Origin of the sequence: Bacillus sp. GbtcB14, from assembly GCF_019091205.1 — a bacterium.
Lineage (GTDB): Bacteria > Bacillota > Bacilli > Bacillales > Bacillaceae_G > Bacillus_A > Bacillus_A cereus_AG.
On record NZ_JAGXJT010000010.1, the window covers coordinates 159,355 to 177,218 of the forward strand.

Sequence of the window (17,864 nt, forward strand, 5' to 3'; positions counted from 1 at the left end):
AAAAATATTAAGAAAAGTATATTGTTTTTTCTTTTTATTAAAAATAATTAGAATTTTATAACGATGGAAGTGTGAACAATAATTCACAGAATCTTTCTAGCAAACTAGTAAGAAGAAAGGTACAATGATAGGAGGTATGTCTGTAAAATAATAATTAATGGAGTTTTGTTTAAAATGAAAAAGTTAAAATATCTTTTTGTTTTTGGAGTTATATTTGCTGCCGCGTTTTTTATAGGAAAAGATAAAATTATACAAAAGGCGCAAGTGTTCCGTTTAGAGTTTCTATCTGAAATGAAAGAAGCGACTATGATTGAAAATGTTCCGTTTATAAAACAGTTACCAGAATTACCTCGTGGATGTGAAGTTACAAGTTTGGCTATGTTGCTGCAATACAAAGGTATACAAGTAGATAAGATGCAACTTGCTAGCGAGATTCATCGTGTTCCATTTGAACAAAATGGTTTACGTGGAAATCCTTATGAGGGGTTCGTTGGAAATATTTATACGAAGGCAGAGCCAGGATATGGTGTATATAATCAACCCATTTTTAATTTAGCAGAAAAATATATTCCTGGAAAAGTAGCTAATTTAACAGGTAGAGACGTGCAAGATATGTATAAAGTAGTTAGTTCTGGGTCGCCAGTATGGGTCATTATTAATACAACGTTTAAGCCACTAGCTGAGAGTAGTTTTGAAACATGGAATACAAGCTCTGGCGAAGTGAAAATTACATATTTTGAGCATAGTGTAGTAGTAATTGGATATGATCAAAACTTTGTGTATGTAAATGATCCTCTGAAAAATAATCCGCGTTTGGCTGTTCCGCGAGCAGAGTTTGAAAGTGCTTGGGAGCAAATGGGGAAACAAGCAATCACTATTTTATAATAATGAAAAAGTCATCTTTTTGATGGCTTTTTATTTTTAAGTTTTAGTAACAGAAAATTCAGAAGATTCTTTTAAAAATTAACAATTCACGTTATAATAACATTTAACTTGGTGAAGAAGGGGCGAAGAGAAATGGATGTTGCAAAGGAACTAGTTTTATCGAAAAATCAATTAATTGAGTGGAGAAGGCATTTTCATAAGTATCCAGAGTTATCTTTTCAAGAAGAAAAAACGTCACAGTTTGTATTCGATATACTTCGGAAAATCCCATATTTAGAAGTGTCAAGACCTACTAAATATAGTGTAATGGCAAGGTTAATTGGTAAACAACCTGGTAAAACTATTGCGGTTCGTGCTGACATGGACGCTCTTCCTATTCATGAAGAAAATGAGTTTGATTTTATTTCTACATATCCAGGTGTGATGCATGCATGTGGCCATGATGGACATATAGCGATATTACTGGGAGTTGTACATAAGTTAGTAGAGGAAAGAGAGAAGGTTAAAGGGGAGGTTCGTTTTCTCTTCCAACATGCAGAAGAAAACTTTCCTGGCGGTGCAGAGGAAATGGTTGCAGCGGGTGTAATGGAAGGTGTGGATTATATTATTGGTGCTCACCTTTGGGCATCGTTAGAGGTTGGTCAAATAGGTGTAATTTATGGTCCTGCAATGGCTGCCCCAGATGTTTTTAAAATTACGATAGAAGGAAAAGGTGGGCATGCTGGAATCCCTCATGAAACGGTTGATAGTATTGCAATCGGTACACAAGTTGTTGCGCAACTTCAGCAAATTGTATCTCGCCTCACAGATCCGCTAGATTCCCTTGTAGTATCTGTTACGCAATTTCACGCTGGGACAACCCATAATGTGATTCCAGAACAAGCGGAAATTGAAGGGACAGTACGGAGTTTAAGGCATGAGTTGCGAGAAGAAACAGAGAAAAGGATTGAACGGATTGTGAAGCATGTGACGGAATCTTACGGAGCGAAATATACATTTTCTTATGAATATGGATATCGACCAGTAGTAAATGATTATGAAGTTACAGAGATTATTGAGCAAACAGCATTACAGCTTTATGGAAGGGAACAAGTTACTCGTTTACAGCCAACGATGGCTGGGGAAGATTTTTCAGCGTTTTTACAAAAGGCGCCAGGGACATTCTTTTTTATCGGAGCGGGAAATAAAGAGAAAGGAATTATATATCCTCACCACCATCCTCGTTTTACGATTGATGAAGATGCATTACCGATTGGAGTGGAAGTCTTTGTATCATCCATTATGAATTTTATAAGTAAAGGAGAATGAGATGAAGAAAATACACGTATTAGCGCTTATTCCAGTTTTTTGTTTAGTTGTTGGACCCATATTTGCTAATTCAGTTACTCCTTACGTATTAGGGATGCCATTTTTATTATTTTGGGTATTATTATCGGTGCTCATTACGTCTCTTTGTATGGGGCTTGTGTACGTATTTGATCCTGCTAATAAGGGGGATGTGAAATGACCGCATTACTTATCATTATATTATTTTTGTTTCTCGCACTATTTTTAGGGATTCGGGCACAGCATGGAAAAGATATGAATTTAGAGCAATGGTCAGTTGGTGGAAGAGGATTTGGCACTATTTTTGTTTTTCTTCTGATGGCAGGTGAAATTTATACGACGTTCACATTTTTAGGTGGAAGTGGATGGGCGTATAGTAAAGGAGCACCTACTTTCTATATTTTAGGTTATGGTGCATTAGCTTATATTTTATCTTACTTTTTATTGCCGCCAGTTTGGAAGTATGCGAAAGAGCATAATCTTGTTTCGCAACCAGATTTTTTTGTGAAGAAATATAGGAGTCAGACACTTGGCATTATCGTTTCTATCATTGGGGTTATTTCGATTATTCCCTACCTTGTTTTACAGTTAAAAGGATTAGGAATTATCGTTTCGGAAGCGTCTTATGGAAGGGTATCACCAGTTATTGCAGTGTGGATTGGTGCAATTGTTATAACGATATATGTAATGGTTTCAGGTATACATGGCTCTGCTTGGACGGCCGCTTTGAAGGATATTATGATCCTGTTTATCGTTATGTTTTTAGGTATATATTTACCGTACCATTATTACGGAGGATTTCAGCCGATGTTCGAAGTGGTAGAAGCAGCAAAACCAGGGTTTTTATCTTTACCTGATGAAGGAATGAGTATTTCTTGGTTTGTTTCTACTATTGTATTAACAGCTCTCGGTTTCTATATGTGGCCCCATACATTCGCTTCTGCTTTCTCTGCAAAAAATGAGAAAGTATTTCGTAAAAATGCAGCAATTATGCCACTGTATTCTTTAGTTTTACTTTTCGTATTCTTTGCAGGATTTGCAGCTATCTTGCAAGTTCCTGGATTAAAGGGAGGGGATGTAGACCTTTCGTTATTCCGTCTGGCTCTTCAAACTTTTGATCCTTGGTTTATTGGGATTATTGGTAGTGCTGGAGTTTTAACAGCATTAGTTCCTGGTTCTATGCTTGTCATGGCCGCTTCTACATTATTAGCGAAAAATATTTACCGAACGATGGTCCCATCTGCTTCAGATAGACAAGTTGCAAAAGCGGCGAAATTATTTGTTCCTGTAGTAACGCTTGTAGCTGTTTTGTTCACTTTTAAAGGAGGCGAAACAATAGGAGCGCTTCTTTTAATGGGCTATAGTATAGTGACACAGCTTTTTCCTGCGCTTGTATGTAGTTTGTTTCCTCGTCAAATTATTACGAAACAAGGTGCAATTGCAGGAATGGGGATTGGATTGTTAGTGGTCGCATATATTACTTTATCTGGTTCAACTATAGCTACGATGTTTCCGGGTTTCCCTCAATATATAAAAGATTTAAATGTAGGTATAGTTGCATTGTTAATGAATATGATTGTAATGTTTATCGTTAGCGGGTTGACGAAAAATGTGTTTATCAAGACAGACAACATAATAGTAGAAAAGTAATCCGTGTGCTAGAGCTATCTTTGAAAAGAGATAGCTCTTTTTTGTATATATTTTCTTCTATTAGCGGAATCTAACTAAAAACTTGTTGAAAAGGAAGTTAGGTGGGGGAATTGTTAGAGTTAAAAGGTAACTTATTTGAAATTATGAAAGAAATTAGGGATGAGTTAGGTTCTCCTAATGATTTAACAATTAGGGAAGTTGCCCTTGCTGGTAGTTTTACACGCTGTGCTGTTATTTTTTTATGTGGGTTAACAGATAAGGATAATGTTTATAAATATGTAGTTCGCACACTTCAATATGAAGAAGTACAAAAGGAAGACGCTGTTGTTCAAACGTTATTGGATCGTTTTATTTCTATTGCGGAAGTCGGTAAGAAGACAACGTTTCCTGATATTATAAATGCGATTTTAGCGGGAGATACAGTTATATTAATTGATAATATTCAAACCGCTATCGTAATTAATAGTAGAGCTTGGGAAAAAAGAAGTTTAGAACCGCCAGTAACAGAAGATTTAATACGTGGACCGAGGGTCGGATTAAATGAAGATATTAACGTGAATAAAATGTTAATTCGTCGTAGTTTACGTGACCCAAAGCTGAGATTTGAATCTTATATTATGGGAAAGAGGTCCCAAAAAGAGGTGACTTTAGTATATATAGAAGACATTATTAATCCTTACATTGTAAAAGAACTAGATCGGCGTCTTCAATCCATAGTGACAGATGTTATTTTTGAGACGGGTACGATTGAGCAATTAATTCAAGATAATAATTTGTCACCGTTTCCGCAGTTTTTGAATACGGAAAGGCCTGATAATATTGTGGCCTCATTAGCGAAAGGGAAGGCAGCTATTTTAGTGGATGGATCACCGTTTGCTCTTATAGCTCCGCTAGTATTTGTTGATATTTTTCAGTCTGTGGAAGATCACTATGAGCGTTGGATAATTGGGACTTTATTAAGAATTTTGCGGATGGGTTCTGGTATAGTCGCAGTTTTAATGCCAGCCATGTATGTAGCACTCGTCTCATATCACCAAGGACTTATTCCTTCTAAACTGGCGTATTCAATCGCTGGGGCGAGGGAGGGTGTTCCGTTTCCTGCTTATATAGAAACGTTAATGATGGCATTAACGATGGAGTTAATACGAGAAGCGGGAATTAGGTTGCCAAAACCGATGGGGCAAACCATTGGGATTGTAGGTGGTCTTGTCATTGGAGAAGCAGCGGTGAACGCAGGAATTGTAAATCCGTTTTTAGTTATCATTATTGCGGTTACAGCTATTGCTACCTTTTCTCTCCCTGTATATAGCATTACGATTACGTTTCGTATTTTACTTTTCGTATTTGTGTTAGCAGCGACTGCTTTTGGATTGTACGGAATTATTTTAGCTCTCATTGCACTTGCGGTTCATATTACAAATTTGAAGAGTGTTGGTATTCCTTATACAACACCTATAGCTCCAGCTTTTTATAAAGATTGGAAAGAAGAGCTTATTCGTTTGCCAAAATCAATGTTGAAAGAGAGACCGGAGTATTTACAAACGAAGGATTCTACAATACGTCCAAAGGAGCGAGAATAATTGAAACCATTTGAGTATGGAGATGAAGAGATTGGATCTCGGGAAATTGGGTTTGCGGTATCTTCAACAATTATTGGTATAGGGGCGTTGTCTATGCCAAGAGGTATCGCTAACCAAACTTTATTTTCGGACGGTTGGATTATTTTGCTTTTGGGTGGATTGGTGTGTGCAGTTTTAGGTTGGTTTGTAACGAGGGTAGCTATTTTATTCCCGAAACAAAACTTTGTTCAATATACAAGTGCGCATTTGACAAAGCCTGTTGCATACACGATTAGTAGCATTTTAGTATTAACGTTTGCTGCGTTGACAGCATATGAATCGCGGCTGATTTCAGTCATTTCCCAAACGTATTTATTTAGTGATACACCGATACAACTACTGTCTTTCTTCTTCTTATTAGTTGTTATTTATGGAATAGCGGGATCAAGAGCGGCCTTATTAAGGTTAAATGTTCTATTTTTACCTATTGTTTTAATTGCGATCGTGCTTCTTTCTTTATTGAATATAAATTTAATGGAAATAAATAATTTGCTACCAGCTTTTCAAACGAAAGTGAGTCAATATGCTGTTGGAGTTAAGAATTCTATTTTTACGTTTATTGGATTTGAAGTAGCTCTGTTTTATGCTGTGTTGTTAAACGATAAGACGGCAAAAAAAGCGCCAATGGCAGTTGCGAAAGCGGTAATGGTAAATGTGCTGTCGTACATTTTAATTTATGTAACTTGTATTAGTGTGTTTACGTATATGACAACTCGTGGATTGACGTACCCAACAATTGAATTAGGGAAAGAAATTGAAATTGGTGGAGGATTTTTAGAAAGATTTGATGCGATTTTTTTTACAACTTGGATTATTACTATTTATAACACGACAGCCATGTATTATGACGTCGCATCTTTATTATTTTGTGCTATGTTTCCGAAAGTGAAGAAACATATTTTCATTTTTGTAAGTGCCCCGATTATTTTTATGGTGAATATGATACCTAGTAGTTTGAATGACTTGTCAAATTACGGAACGTATTTAGCTTGGATAGATATGGGGTTTGTCGTGTTAGCGCCTTTGTTAGTTTTTATTGTATATAAAATAAAAAGAAGGAATGGTAGAAATGAAACACCTTCTTAAAATGATAATGCTTATGGTTTTAGTTGGATCTATAAGTGGGTGCTCTGAGTTAGAAGAAATAGAAGAAAGAGGATTTGTAGTAGGTGCAGCCTATGATATTGTGAAAAAAAAGAAAGCGAATCCAATTATGAAAGGGACGTATCAGATGGTACTTCCCAGTAAGTTAGCGCAGCAAGGTGGACAAGGTGGTGGGGATAGCGAAAATTATATTAATGTGAGTGCGAAGGCAGATAGTGTCTTTGAGCAAATACGAATTATCGCCAAAAAAATTAGTCGTTCATTATTCTTTCCGCATATACAAGTGATAATTTTTTCCAAAGATTTACTGACCAATCCATATGTTTTACAAAATACGTTAGATGTATATATTCGCGATCATGAGATGAGAAGAAATATTCGTTTGTTCGTTTCTAAGAAAAATGCAGAAGCTATTTTGAAGCAGAGTGCGAAACCTGAAAATTTACCGGCGCAGTATATTGATATGTTAGCCGAACATCCTCCGAAAAATGCCCAAATGATTGAGGCTGCAAGAATTGGTGAGGTACAACAAAAAATGATTACTAATCGAAGTTTCGTATTACCTATTCTTGAATTAACAAAGCAAGGGGTACAAATGAACGGGGCAGCGTTGTTTCGGGGGGAGGATAATAAGTGTGTAGGTAGTTTGAATGGAGAAGAAACATTTGGAATAAATTATATAATAGGTAAGAAAATTGGAGGATTCTTTACCATTCGAAAAAAAGACCAGCTTATTACATATGAAATTCATAAAATGCGTCGAAAGATTAAAGTATCTACAGAAAATGCCACAAAACCGAAGTTTGATATTCATTTATCTTTGGAAGGCACTTTAGCTGAGTTACACTTTAGTGATCATAAACAAATTATGAATGAAGATCGATTGAAGAAAAACATCGCGGAAGAAATGGAGAAGCGCATTCAAAAATCGATTAAGCTTGTTCAAAAAAAATATAAGGTAGATGTATTAGAGTTAGGGGAAGTGTATAAGCGGCATAATTATAAAGAATGGAAGAAGATAGATAAGAATTGGGATCAAGGTGAAAATTACTTTAGTAATGCTGAGATTACTGTTCATGTTCATCCGACAATTGAGCATTCAGGTTCAGCCTTACCGAAAAGAGTGAAATAAGGTGATGTAAGTTGTTTACTGGTCTAGGAATTAGTTGCACAATATTAATGGCGGTTCTTCCGGGAGCTATATATTTCCTTCATAAAAAATTTTCAACGTACGGAGCACAGCCGTGGAAAGAAAAAAAGAAACCTGAATGATTTTCAGGTTTCTTTCGCGCAAAGCAAATGTGAAGGGGGATACCTTCTATGTATGCTTTGCTTTTATACAAGCCCTAACCAATGTACCAATTGTGTAGAGAGGAATGTCACAACAATGGCGATAACGGTAGGGATTGCAAACGATAAGAATGTCCATTTTGTACTTTTTGTTTCTTTATATATGTTAACCAGTGTTGTTCCGCATGGGAAATGAAGAAGTGAGAACAACATTGTGTTTAACGCTGTTAACCAAGTCCAACCATTTTCTAAGAATAAATTTTTAATTTGATTAAAATCATCTATTTCAGTTAAAGCTCCAGTTGATAAATAAGACATTAATAAAATCGGGATAACAATTTCATTAGCTGGTAGTCCAAGAATGAACGCAGCTAGAATAAAACCGTCAAGTCCTAACATTTTAGCAAATGGATCTAGGAAGTTTACAAAATACATAAGTAAGCTTGTGTCACCGATGAAAATGTTAGCAAGTAACCAAGTTAATGCAGCCGCAGGGGCAGCTACAACGACAGCTCGTTTTAAAACATAAATAGATTTATCGAGTGTTGCACGTACAATTGTATTCCAAACTTTGGGCTTACGGTACGGTGGTAACTCAAGGGTGTAGTGAGTTGGCACACCTTTTAAAGCTGTTTTTGATAGTACCCAAGAAACAGTTAATGTCATAATAATACCAATTACAACCATCCCAACTACAACGCCAGCAGTAACTAATGTTTGCATACTACCTGTATAACCAGCAGCCATAAATAATGAAGCCATTAAAATTAACATAGGCCAGCGACCGTTACAAGGAACGAAGTTGTTTGTTAAGATTGCAAGCATACGTTCACGTGGTGATTCAATAATACGTGTTGACATAATAGCGGCTGCATTACAACCAAAGCCCATTGCCATTGTTAAAGATTGTTTGCCATGTGCACCGGAGCGTTTGAATAAGCGGTCCATATTAAATGCAACACGTGGTAAGTATCCGTAGTTTTCTAATAGTGCGAACATAGGGAAAAAGATTGCCATAGGTGGTAACATCACGCTAATAACAGCACCGATACCACGGAATAAACCAAGTATTAAAATGCCATGTAACCATTCAGGTGCATGCGCTGCTTGGAACCAAGATGTTAAATATCCTTCGGTCCATCCGAAGAATTCAGCAATCATATCAGACGGTACGTTAGCACCAGCAATTGTAAGATAAAAAATAATAGATAAAATACCGAGCATAATTGGGAATCCCCAGATGGGAGATGTAAAAATTTTATCTAGTTTTTCAGAACGATACAATTTATCAGTATTTGTATATTGAACAGACTCTTTACATATGCTTGCAGATGTACGATAAATATCTCCGACAATATCATCTCGTATATCTTCTTTTGAGAGTGATTGTGCATGTTGAATAATATAGTCTAATGGAAGAGCCTTACTGGCTGAGTGAGATTCCATTCATTACGACCTCCCTTACAAGCGGTTCATTATGGTGTTTTTGAAGGGTAGTTAAGAAATTTTTATCTCCATCTAATATACGTAACGCAATCCAACGTGCTGGATACGTATCACCGAACACTTTATAAATTTGTGGTTCTAATTCTTGAATCATATTTTCGATTTTTTCACTGTAAGAAATTTTAATTGGTGTTGGAATTAATTTTTTATTTGCTACTTTAGCGATAACACTTAGTAAATGCCCAATACCTACTCGGTTACGAGCGGAAATCTTAACTACAGGTACACCGAGCGATTTTGCTAATTTCTTTTCATCAATAACGATGCCTTTTTTCTCCGCTTCATCAATTAAATTAATACAAATGACTACGTTGTTCGTCATTTCCATCACTTGGAGTGCTAAATTTAAATTTCTTTCCATTGCAGTTGCATCTATAACAACTACAGTTACTTCTGGTTTTTCAAATATAATATAATCTCTTGCTACTTCTTCATCCGCAGAATTTGAATATAGTGAGTAAGTTCCAGGTAAATCTATTAATGTATATTTACTTCCGTTATGTTCATATTCCCCTTCAGCTTTTAAAACAGTTTTTCCCGTCCAGTTTCCAGTATGTTGTTTTAAGCCTGTTAAGGTATTAAATAATGTACTTTTTCCGGTATTCGGGTTGCCAGCTAAAGCAATGCGATGTTTGCTCATCTGAAATCATCTCCTATTAATACCCCGAAAATAAGGGAACTTTCTTCCTTACGTAGTGCAATAGTTGTATTGCTTACTTGATAAGCGACCGGATCTCCAAGTGGACTGCGTTGTAATACTTTAATCGTTGCTCCAGGGATAAATCCTAAATCTAATAAACGTCGTTTCATAGTTCCTTCTAATTGTATCTTCTCAATCTGTACAAACTCTCCTTTTTTAAATTCGGAAAGTGGTTTTGTATTAGCCGATACCATAAAAGTTACCTCATCTCTATATTGTTAGTTTGAGTTTAAAAAGTTTCCTTAGGTAAACTTTTTGTTAATAATATAGTAGACTACATTGGATGATGCTGTCAATTAGTACTTTAAAAATATTCATTTATTTTTAGAATTGTTCCAATTTATTTAGTTGTACTAAAAAAAATTACTGAAATTCTGTTGAATGTAAATGAAGTAAGAGTGTAAAAGTTAAAAAATATAATGGATTTGTAAATGTATTTTTAACTAAAAGGGAAAAAGAGCAAAAAACATTTACATTGAATTTACATTGTTAAGAATAAATTTACATTACTGCTTAATTAGTGTGGATTTTGTTGGGTTCTTTAACTATAAATGTTGGGATTCCTAGCTTTTAAAGATTATTATCGTCATTTACTTAAAATTAAAATTTGCTTAACACTCACATAATATTGTTGTCCTACAATGAATTTGTGTTCGAAAGAAAATGAATTCGAAAAGTGATAATCCAAATGGGGGTACAAGACATGGTTATGAAAAAAGGTATTAAATTTTCTTTAGCGGCTTTAGTGGTGGCAGGAGCGTTAGTCGGATGTGGGAAAGCAGAAGATACAGCTAGTAAAGATAGTGCTAAAGGAAGCGATAATACAAAACAAGAATTATCAGGTACGATTGCAGCGGCTGGTTCTACAGCTCTTCTACCTCTTGCGGAGGAAGCTGGAAAGAAATTCATGGAAAAAAATTCGAAAGTTTCTATTCAAGTGCAAGGTGGCGGTAGTGGAACTGGTATTAACCAAGTAGCATCGGGTGCAGTACAAATTGGTAATTCAGATGTTCCATCAGGAGATAAAATAAAAGATGCTGAAAAAGCGAAAGAATTAGTAGATAACAAGGTTGCGGGTATTGCATTCGCACTTGTCGTAAATAAAGATGTAAAAGTTGATAACTTAACAGTACAACAAGTACAAGATATCTTCACTGGAAAAGTAACAAACTGGAAAGAGGTAGGCGGGAAAGATGAAAAAATCAACGTAATTAACCGTCCGGCTTCATCTGGTACACGTGCTACATTTGAAAAGACAGTTATGAAAGACGCGAAAATTAATGATGGAACTGGTACAACACAAGATTCTAACGGTGCAGTAGAGCAAGCGATTAACTCTACTCCAGGTTCAGTAAGTTATTTAGCAATGTCTTACATGGTTGGTGATAAAAAAGGTGCACTACAAACAGTGAAAATTGATGGTTCTGAACCGAAAGTTGAAAACATTTCGTCTGGTAAATATCCGTTCTGGTCTTACGAGTACATGGTAACAAAAGGTGAAGCGAAAGAAGCAACGAAAGCTTACATTGACTATGTAAAAGGTAAAGACTTTGAAAAGCAAGTAGAAGATATGGGCTACATTCCAATGTCTAAATTAAATAAGTAATAAAATTTTATGGGGCTGGCTGCAAGGCCAGCCCTGTTCATTTCAATCTATGAAGTGGGGTCTGACCTGTGATGAAGGGGAAAAAACAAATTAACTACGTAAAAAGTGAATATATAGGAAGATCGCTTGTTACGTTTTGTGGTATTTTTATTGTTTTAATTACATTAGCTATTATTGCGTTTATTTGCGGTAAAGGTATTCAATCTTTTACGCAAAGCGGTATCTCATTTACTGAGATGTTAACATCGACAAAATGGAATCCAAATGCTGATCAAGGATCCTTTGGTGCTTTGATTTTCATTGTAGGTTCAACAGTGGTTTCGTTAGGTGCGGTTATTATTAGTGCGCCAATTGCTATAGCTCTTGCTATATTCATGAATTTAATTTCGCCGAAGTTTGGAAATAAAGTATTGAAGCCTGTTTTAGAATTATTAGTTGGTATTCCTTCGGTTGTATACGGATTATTAGGGGTTACGATTTTAGTGCCGCTATTACGTGATTCGTTCGGGGGAGTGGGCTTTAGTCTAATTGCGGGTATTGTTGTATTAAGTATTATGATTTTACCTACTATTGCTAGTATCGCTTCTGATGCAATACGCTCTGTTCCGTTTGATTATTTAGAAGCTTCTTACGGTCTAGGATCAACGAAATGGCAAGCGGTTAGCCGAGTGATTGTTCCTGCTGCGAAAAAAGGGATTTTAACAGGTGTTGTTTTAGGTTTAGCGCGTGCTTTCGGTGAAGCGTTAGCGGTTCAAATGGTAATCGGGAACACGATTAAATTACCAGAAGGAATATATAGTCCGACAGCAACGTTAACTGGTATTTTGACAATGGACATGACAAATACATTGAACGGAACTGCTTGGAACAATGCGCTATGGACTTTAGCGATGATTTTACTTGTTATTTCATTCCTGTTTATTTTAGTAATTCGAGCGATTGGGCAAAGAGGTGAGCGATAATAATGAATGCAAGAACGGTAAATAAAATTTGGACAGGTATCTTTTATGCGGTTGCAGCTTTAGTTGTAGCTCTGTTAGTATTCTTAGTGTTTGAAATTCTACAAAAGGGATGGGGATTTTGGGATCCTAATTTCTTGTTTGGAGAACCAAGTAATACAAGAGCTGGAGGTGGGATTGGTCCACAGTTATTCAATTCCTTCTACATGCTTGTTATAACGCTTGTTATATCTATTCCTCTTGGGTTAGGTGCTGGAATATATTTAGCGGAGTATGCAAAACAAGGGCGTTTTTTAAATTTTGTTCGTTTATGTATTGAGACAATGGCGTCTTTACCCTCTATTGTTGTTGGTTTATTTGGTTTGTTAGTGTTTGTTACAATGACAGGCTGGGGATATACGGTAATGGGTGGTGCTCTTGCTCTAACTATTTTAAACTTACCAGGTTTAACACGTGTTTGTGAAAATGCAATTTCAGAAGTTCCTCATAATGTAAAAGAGGCAAGTCTTGGATTAGGTGCAACGAAGTGGCAAACGATCGCTCGTATTATTATTCCGTCGTCATTACCGCAAATTATTACAGGTATTATTTTAGCGGCGGGTCGTATATTTGGGGAAGCAGCCGCACTGATTTACACAGCGGGTTTAACATCCCCAATTTTAAATTCAGCAGCGGACTTCTCAAGTCCTGCGCATCCTTTAAATCCATTTAGACCAGCTGAAACGTTAGCGGTTCACATTTGGAAGTTAAATTCTGAAGGAGTTATTCCGGATGCAAAATTGATTGCGACAAAATCTGCGGCTGTATTAATTATTATGGTATTACTATTCAATGTTATTTCACGCTTGATAGCATCTGTATTACACAAACGTTTTACAGGAACGAAAAGAAAAAGTAAAACGACGAAGAAAGTAAAAGCAGCATAAATTATAAAGAGGAACTCTCTGCTTATAAGTAGGGAGTTCTTTTTGTATTTTAATATAGAAGGAATGGATGTAATGATTGTTGAATTTGTAATTGATTATATAGATGAATAGGTGCGGATGAGAGGAGAAATTAATTTGTTTTTTCTGCAAATGTCAGGTTTTCCAGGATCGGGAAAATCCACAGTTTCTAAGTATATAGCGAAGTTAACAGGTGCTGTAATTGTAGATCATGATGTTTTGAAATCGGCATTGTTGCAATCATTAGGAATGAAAGGGATTGAATCGAGGATTGTTGGAGGAGTATCATACGATATTGAATGGGTATTGTGGATTCGGAAGTAGCTTTTAAAAAGTGGTTAGATGGTAGTAAAAGACCTTCGAATGCTGAATATCTTATTGTAGACTCTGGTAAACCGTTAGAGCGATATGCTCAAAAAATGATGGATTATATGAGTAGGTAGAGAAAAAGCGTTATCTTCATGAATGAAGATAACGCTTTTTCTTTTAAATATCAGGTGTTTCTGTGGAAGTGCTTATTTTTCTACGAGAGCGTCTTTTTCTCCCGATTTTATCTAATAGTTCATACATAACTGGAACGACTACTAACGTAAGAACGGTTGAGACTGCTAAACCACCGATGACAACGACGGCAAGACTTTTTGATACCATGCTTCCTGCTTGCGATTGACCAAATAGGAGTGGTAGCATAGCGACGATTGTTGTTATAGCCGTCATAATAATTGGACGTAACCTAGTGGATCCCGCTTCTAGTAAGGCATCTCTTGTTTCCATTCCGTGTTCTCGATTTTGTTGCACTCTTTCTATTAATACAATAGCGTTTGTAACGACAATCCCGATTAACATTAATGCGCCGATCAAGGAATTTACATCAACGGGTGTTCCTGAAATGATTAATCCTAAAATACCGCCAACAGCAGCTAATGGCAGGGAGAACAAAATTGCAAAAGGAGCCCGCGCCTGTCCGAAGGTGATAACCATAATTAAATATACAATCCCGATTGCAATCCCCATAATTTTGAATAAATCTGTGAAGTTCTCTTGCATAGATTCAGTTGCACCTGCAATAGTTACTTTTGCGCCGCTAGGTAAGTCTAATTTAGCTATCTTTTCGTTTACTTCTGCGCTTACTTTACTTAAATCTTCATTTGAGGCCTCGGCAGTAATTTGAATCGTTTCTTTTCCGTCTTTATGGAAGACTTCTGTTTGGAGTTGCTTTTCTGAAATAGTTGCAATGTCTTTTAAAGGAATTGGTCCATTGATAGGTGATAGTATGTTTGTGTTTAAAATGTCTTCTTGTTTAGTAATGTTTTCTTTTTTGTGTTCTATTATAATAGTTGTTTTTTCATTATTAATTGAAACCTCACCAATAGGTGATTTCTTCATAAGGAATGCTACTTGTTGTGCTGCTAATTCTGGTGTTAAGCCTAGTTGTTCGGCCTTTGTTTGATCAACATGGATTTGCCATTCTTTCTTAGAGTCTTCTAGATTTGTTTTTACTTTAGAGAGAGCAGCCATATCTTTTAGTTTTGTTTCGACGATAGTAGCAGCCTCTTTTAAATTCGTTTCGTTAGTAGCTGTTACGTTGAATTGCAAATTGTTTCCACCACCAGAGCTTGAATAACTCGTTTTTATATAATCTAGTTCAGCAGGCTCAAAAGCTTTATGTTCTTTCTTTAACTCTTTAATATATTGATCAATATCAGAGCCTTTCTTGAAGACTACAAATATACTCGCAAGATTATTTTTTGTCGTTTGCCCCCATTGTGCATCTTCTGCGCTAGATCCCATTCGTAAAATAACATCCGTTACATCCGAATTAGAAAGTAATTTCTTTTCGAAATCGAAGGCTTTTTGTTTTTGCGTTTCAGGAGCGTAATCAGCTGGGAAAGTCATATTAATAGATAACATTGTGTCGTCTTCAGATTTTATGTTCGCTTTCGGTAGTAATACATAGGCTGCAATCGATCCTGCGAATAATAAAAAGGCGGTAAGTAGAATAATGAATTTATGCGAAAGAGCCCACTTTAATGTAGCGACATATCGTGGTGAAGAACTTGGCTTTTTGTGTTTTGTTTTTTTGAGTAGTAAAAAAGCCATAAGTGGAACAACTGTTAGTGCAACGATTAAGGATGATAGTATAGAATATACAACTGCTAATACCATAGGTAACATTAATTTTCCGATTACTCCTGATACGAGGCCGATAGGTAAGAAAACAGCGACTGTTGTTAAAGTAGAAGAAGTAATTGCGACGGCGACCTCTTTCGTTGCATCGAGAATAATATCTTTAGAGAAAGCCTCTTTTTGTAAACGACGGAAAATATTCTCAATGACAACGATACTATCATCAACGAGACGTCCAACTGCAACTGCTAAACCACCAAGCGTCAAGGTGTTAAGTGTGATGTTAGATTGGTGTAGTAAAAAGAGTGTTAATAAAATAGATAATGGAATACTGACAACGGCGATGAGTGTCGTTCGGAAGTTACGTAAAAAGATTAAGATAATTATAGTTGCAGCAATTGCTCCAAGAATTACTTCTTTTCCCATACTAGTAACAGCATTTTCAACTTGCTCATGAGTTGAGGCTAAAAGTTTAATAGAAAACTGATCTTTATATTGTTTACCTATATCTTTGATTTTCTTATCGATTTCCTTTCCGATTGCAACTGCATTTTTACTTGGCTCTTTCATGATGATTAATCCGGTTCCTTCTTCTCCGTTTATATGTGAGATTGTATCGTAGTGTTGTTTAAGTTCAATTTGAGCAACATCTTGTAATTTTACTTGAGGTGCAACGGTTATGTTTTTAATATCATCTACATTTTTTATATCCCCAATGACACGAAGGTTATATTCTTCTTTATTAACGGTAATTGCTCCAGCTGGAGTGGAAGTTTCTTTTCCTTGTAAAACTTTTAATATTTGTTCTGTTGTTACGTTTTTATCTTTTAATTGGTTTGGGTCTAGTATGATAGATAATTCAGAGGCTGATTTTCCGAAAAACATAACGTTGGCAACACCATCAATACTTTCGAGTTGTGGTACGATTTCTTTTTCGATTTGTTTTTCATCTGCTTTTGAAAATCCGTTTTGCTTCTGGATGGCAATTTGAGCGAGTGGAATCATAGAAGTATTTAATTGGCTAACTATGGGTTTAGTTGCATCTTTAGGTAGTTTAATTGTGTTAATGGCCTTTTCAACCTCGCGTGCTGCGTCTTTCATGTTTGCTTTGGATGTATATGCGATATCGATACGTGATAATCCCTCGTGCGTAGAAGAGGTGATGCTGTCGATGTGTTCTAAATTGCGAAATTGTTTTTCGAGGGGATCAGTTACTTCTTTCGTCATCGCTTCAGCGTCGAGTCCTTGAGATAAGGTTGTGACAGTGACTGCTGGATTATCGATGCTTGGTAAAAATTCCATAGGTAATTTAGAGCCGGAATAAACGCCGAGTATGGAAATGAGAAAAACCATGATGATAACAGCGGCGCGGTTTTTTAATGAAAACTTTGTTAACCTATCCATAAAGTAATTCCTCCATTGGTTTATTTATAGTTGAGTACGTCCTTTCTTACTATATAACAAAAAATGGATATTTTTCATTAATTAAATGTAAAAAAATTCTAACAATAATCTTAAGTTAATATTTTTGTGAGAATTTCGTTATTTATTCCGCTATTTGCCGAGCTGCCTGTAAACAATCGATTCGTTCAACTAATAGTTTGTGTGGAGGAACAAAACAAAAAATCGGCATGTTCACTTTATGTAGGAAGTGAAAATACTGATTGGAGAGGGTAGTGGTGAATCTGTTTTCCTTTTTAGTTTGGATTGATTTGTTTTTATATTGTTAGTCTATAGAGAAGTAGATGATCAAGGGCTTTAATATAGAAGAGAATGAAAATCTAGGAAGGGGTTATGAAATACAGTTTGGTTAATTAGAGTCTATTGGTATACAATTTAAATAGCTGTTTTCCATAGATGGGATGAGGTGTCTCTATATAGAAGAAAGTAGGATGGATATTTTTTTGTGTTTTTTTAAAAAAACACTTGTTATTTAAAAACCATGATGGTATATTAATAAACGTCGCTGATGCGGAAACGCAGAAAACGACAAAAAAGAAATTTTAAAACGTAGTTGACATCGAAAAATGAAGATGTTAATATGATGAAGTCGCTTCTGAAGCGGCGGACAAGTTCTTTGAAAACTGAACGAAACAAACAACGTGAAACGTCAATTTTTATTTTTAGATGCTAGACAAACTAACTTTA

At 35.9% G+C, this 17,864-nt stretch carries 14 protein-coding genes and 1 pseudogene; 11 read left to right on the top strand and 4 right to left on the bottom strand.

Annotation, left to right across the window (positions count from 1 at the left end; genetic code table 11):
* Window positions 1-174: 174 nt before the first annotated feature.
* From KVT31_RS24115 to KVT31_RS24145, 7 genes are all read left to right on the top strand, one after another.
* Window positions 175-885 carry a C39 family peptidase gene (locus KVT31_RS24115; RefSeq protein ID WP_088095187.1) on the top strand — a complete coding sequence of 237 codons (711 nt, stop codon included), beginning with the start codon at window positions 175-177 and terminating at the stop codon, window positions 883-885.
* Between the two features lie 132 nt (window positions 886-1,017).
* Complete coding sequence (locus KVT31_RS24120) at window positions 1,018-2,193, top strand: amidohydrolase (RefSeq protein WP_088095188.1); 1,176 nt, start codon at window positions 1,018-1,020, stop codon at window positions 2,191-2,193.
* A 1-nt stretch (window position 2,194) separates the two neighbouring features.
* Window positions 2,195-2,392: a DUF3311 domain-containing protein gene (locus tag KVT31_RS24125; RefSeq protein WP_061676314.1), complete on the top strand. Its 198-nt coding sequence runs from the start codon at window positions 2,195-2,197 to the stop codon at window positions 2,390-2,392.
* Window positions 2,389-3,861: a sodium:solute symporter family protein gene (locus KVT31_RS24130; protein ID WP_088095189.1), complete on the top strand. Its 1,473-nt coding sequence runs from the start codon at window positions 2,389-2,391 to the stop codon at window positions 3,859-3,861. The genes KVT31_RS24125 and KVT31_RS24130 overlap by 4 nt, the downstream gene beginning before the upstream one ends.
* A 101-nt stretch (window positions 3,862-3,962) precedes the next feature.
* Window positions 3,963-5,441 (top strand): spore germination protein GerLA, encoded by a 1,479-nt coding sequence (gene gerLA / locus KVT31_RS24135; protein WP_140392343.1) that lies wholly within the window; start codon window positions 3,963-3,965, stop codon window positions 5,439-5,441.
* Window positions 5,442-6,566 (top strand): spore germination protein GerLB, encoded by a 1,125-nt coding sequence (gerLB, locus tag KVT31_RS24140; RefSeq protein WP_217613655.1) that lies wholly within the window; start codon window positions 5,442-5,444, stop codon window positions 6,564-6,566.
* Entirely contained in the window at window positions 6,550-7,716 is a 1,167-nt protein-coding gene (locus KVT31_RS24145; RefSeq protein ID WP_140392344.1) for a Ger(x)C family spore germination protein, read from the top strand. The genes gerLB and KVT31_RS24145 overlap by 17 nt, the downstream gene beginning before the upstream one ends.
* A gap of 203 nt (window positions 7,717-7,919) precedes the next feature.
* Here the strand turns inward: KVT31_RS24145 and KVT31_RS24150 are convergent, their stop codons facing one another.
* Genes KVT31_RS24150 through KVT31_RS24160 form a run of 3 tightly spaced genes read right to left on the bottom strand, consistent with a single transcriptional unit; the run spans window position 7,920 to window position 10,274 of the window.
* Complete coding sequence (locus tag KVT31_RS24150) at window positions 7,920-9,320, bottom strand: nucleoside recognition domain-containing protein (protein ID WP_088095193.1); 1,401 nt, start codon at window positions 9,318-9,320, stop codon at window positions 7,920-7,922.
* Complete coding sequence (locus KVT31_RS24155; RefSeq protein ID WP_088095194.1) at window positions 9,298-10,020, bottom strand: FeoB small GTPase domain-containing protein; 723 nt, start codon at window positions 10,018-10,020, stop codon at window positions 9,298-9,300. The genes KVT31_RS24150 and KVT31_RS24155 overlap by 23 nt, the downstream gene beginning before the upstream one ends.
* Window positions 10,017-10,274, bottom strand: coding sequence for a FeoA family protein (locus tag KVT31_RS24160; RefSeq protein ID WP_088095195.1), 258 nt, complete (start codon window positions 10,272-10,274; stop codon window positions 10,017-10,019). The genes KVT31_RS24155 and KVT31_RS24160 overlap by 4 nt, the downstream gene beginning before the upstream one ends.
* Before the next feature lie 509 nt (window positions 10,275-10,783).
* On the opposite strand from KVT31_RS24160, the gene KVT31_RS24165 reads away from it, so the two are divergent.
* From KVT31_RS24165 to KVT31_RS24180, 4 genes and pseudogenes are all read left to right on the top strand, one after another.
* Window positions 10,784-11,686 carry a phosphate ABC transporter substrate-binding protein PstS family protein gene (locus KVT31_RS24165; RefSeq protein ID WP_140392345.1) on the top strand — a complete coding sequence of 301 codons (903 nt, stop codon included), beginning with the start codon at window positions 10,784-10,786 and terminating at the stop codon, window positions 11,684-11,686.
* Window positions 11,687-11,757: 71 nt separating this feature from the next.
* Entirely contained in the window at window positions 11,758-12,648 is an 891-nt protein-coding gene (gene pstC, locus KVT31_RS24170; RefSeq protein ID WP_140392346.1) for a phosphate ABC transporter permease subunit PstC, read from the top strand.
* Between the two features lie 2 nt (window positions 12,649-12,650).
* Complete coding sequence (gene pstA, locus KVT31_RS24175; protein ID WP_088095198.1) at window positions 12,651-13,571, top strand: phosphate ABC transporter permease PstA; 921 nt, start codon at window positions 12,651-12,653, stop codon at window positions 13,569-13,571.
* Between the two features lie 135 nt (window positions 13,572-13,706).
* A pseudogene (locus KVT31_RS24180) lies at window positions 13,707-14,032 on the top strand (hypothetical protein).
* A gap of 43 nt (window positions 14,033-14,075) precedes the next feature.
* On the opposite strand, the gene KVT31_RS24185 reads toward KVT31_RS24180, so the two are convergent.
* Window positions 14,076-17,120, bottom strand: a complete 3,045-nt coding sequence (locus tag KVT31_RS24185) for an efflux RND transporter permease subunit (RefSeq protein ID WP_088095199.1) — start codon at window positions 17,118-17,120, stop codon at window positions 14,076-14,078.
* Window positions 17,121-17,864 lie beyond the last annotated feature (744 nt).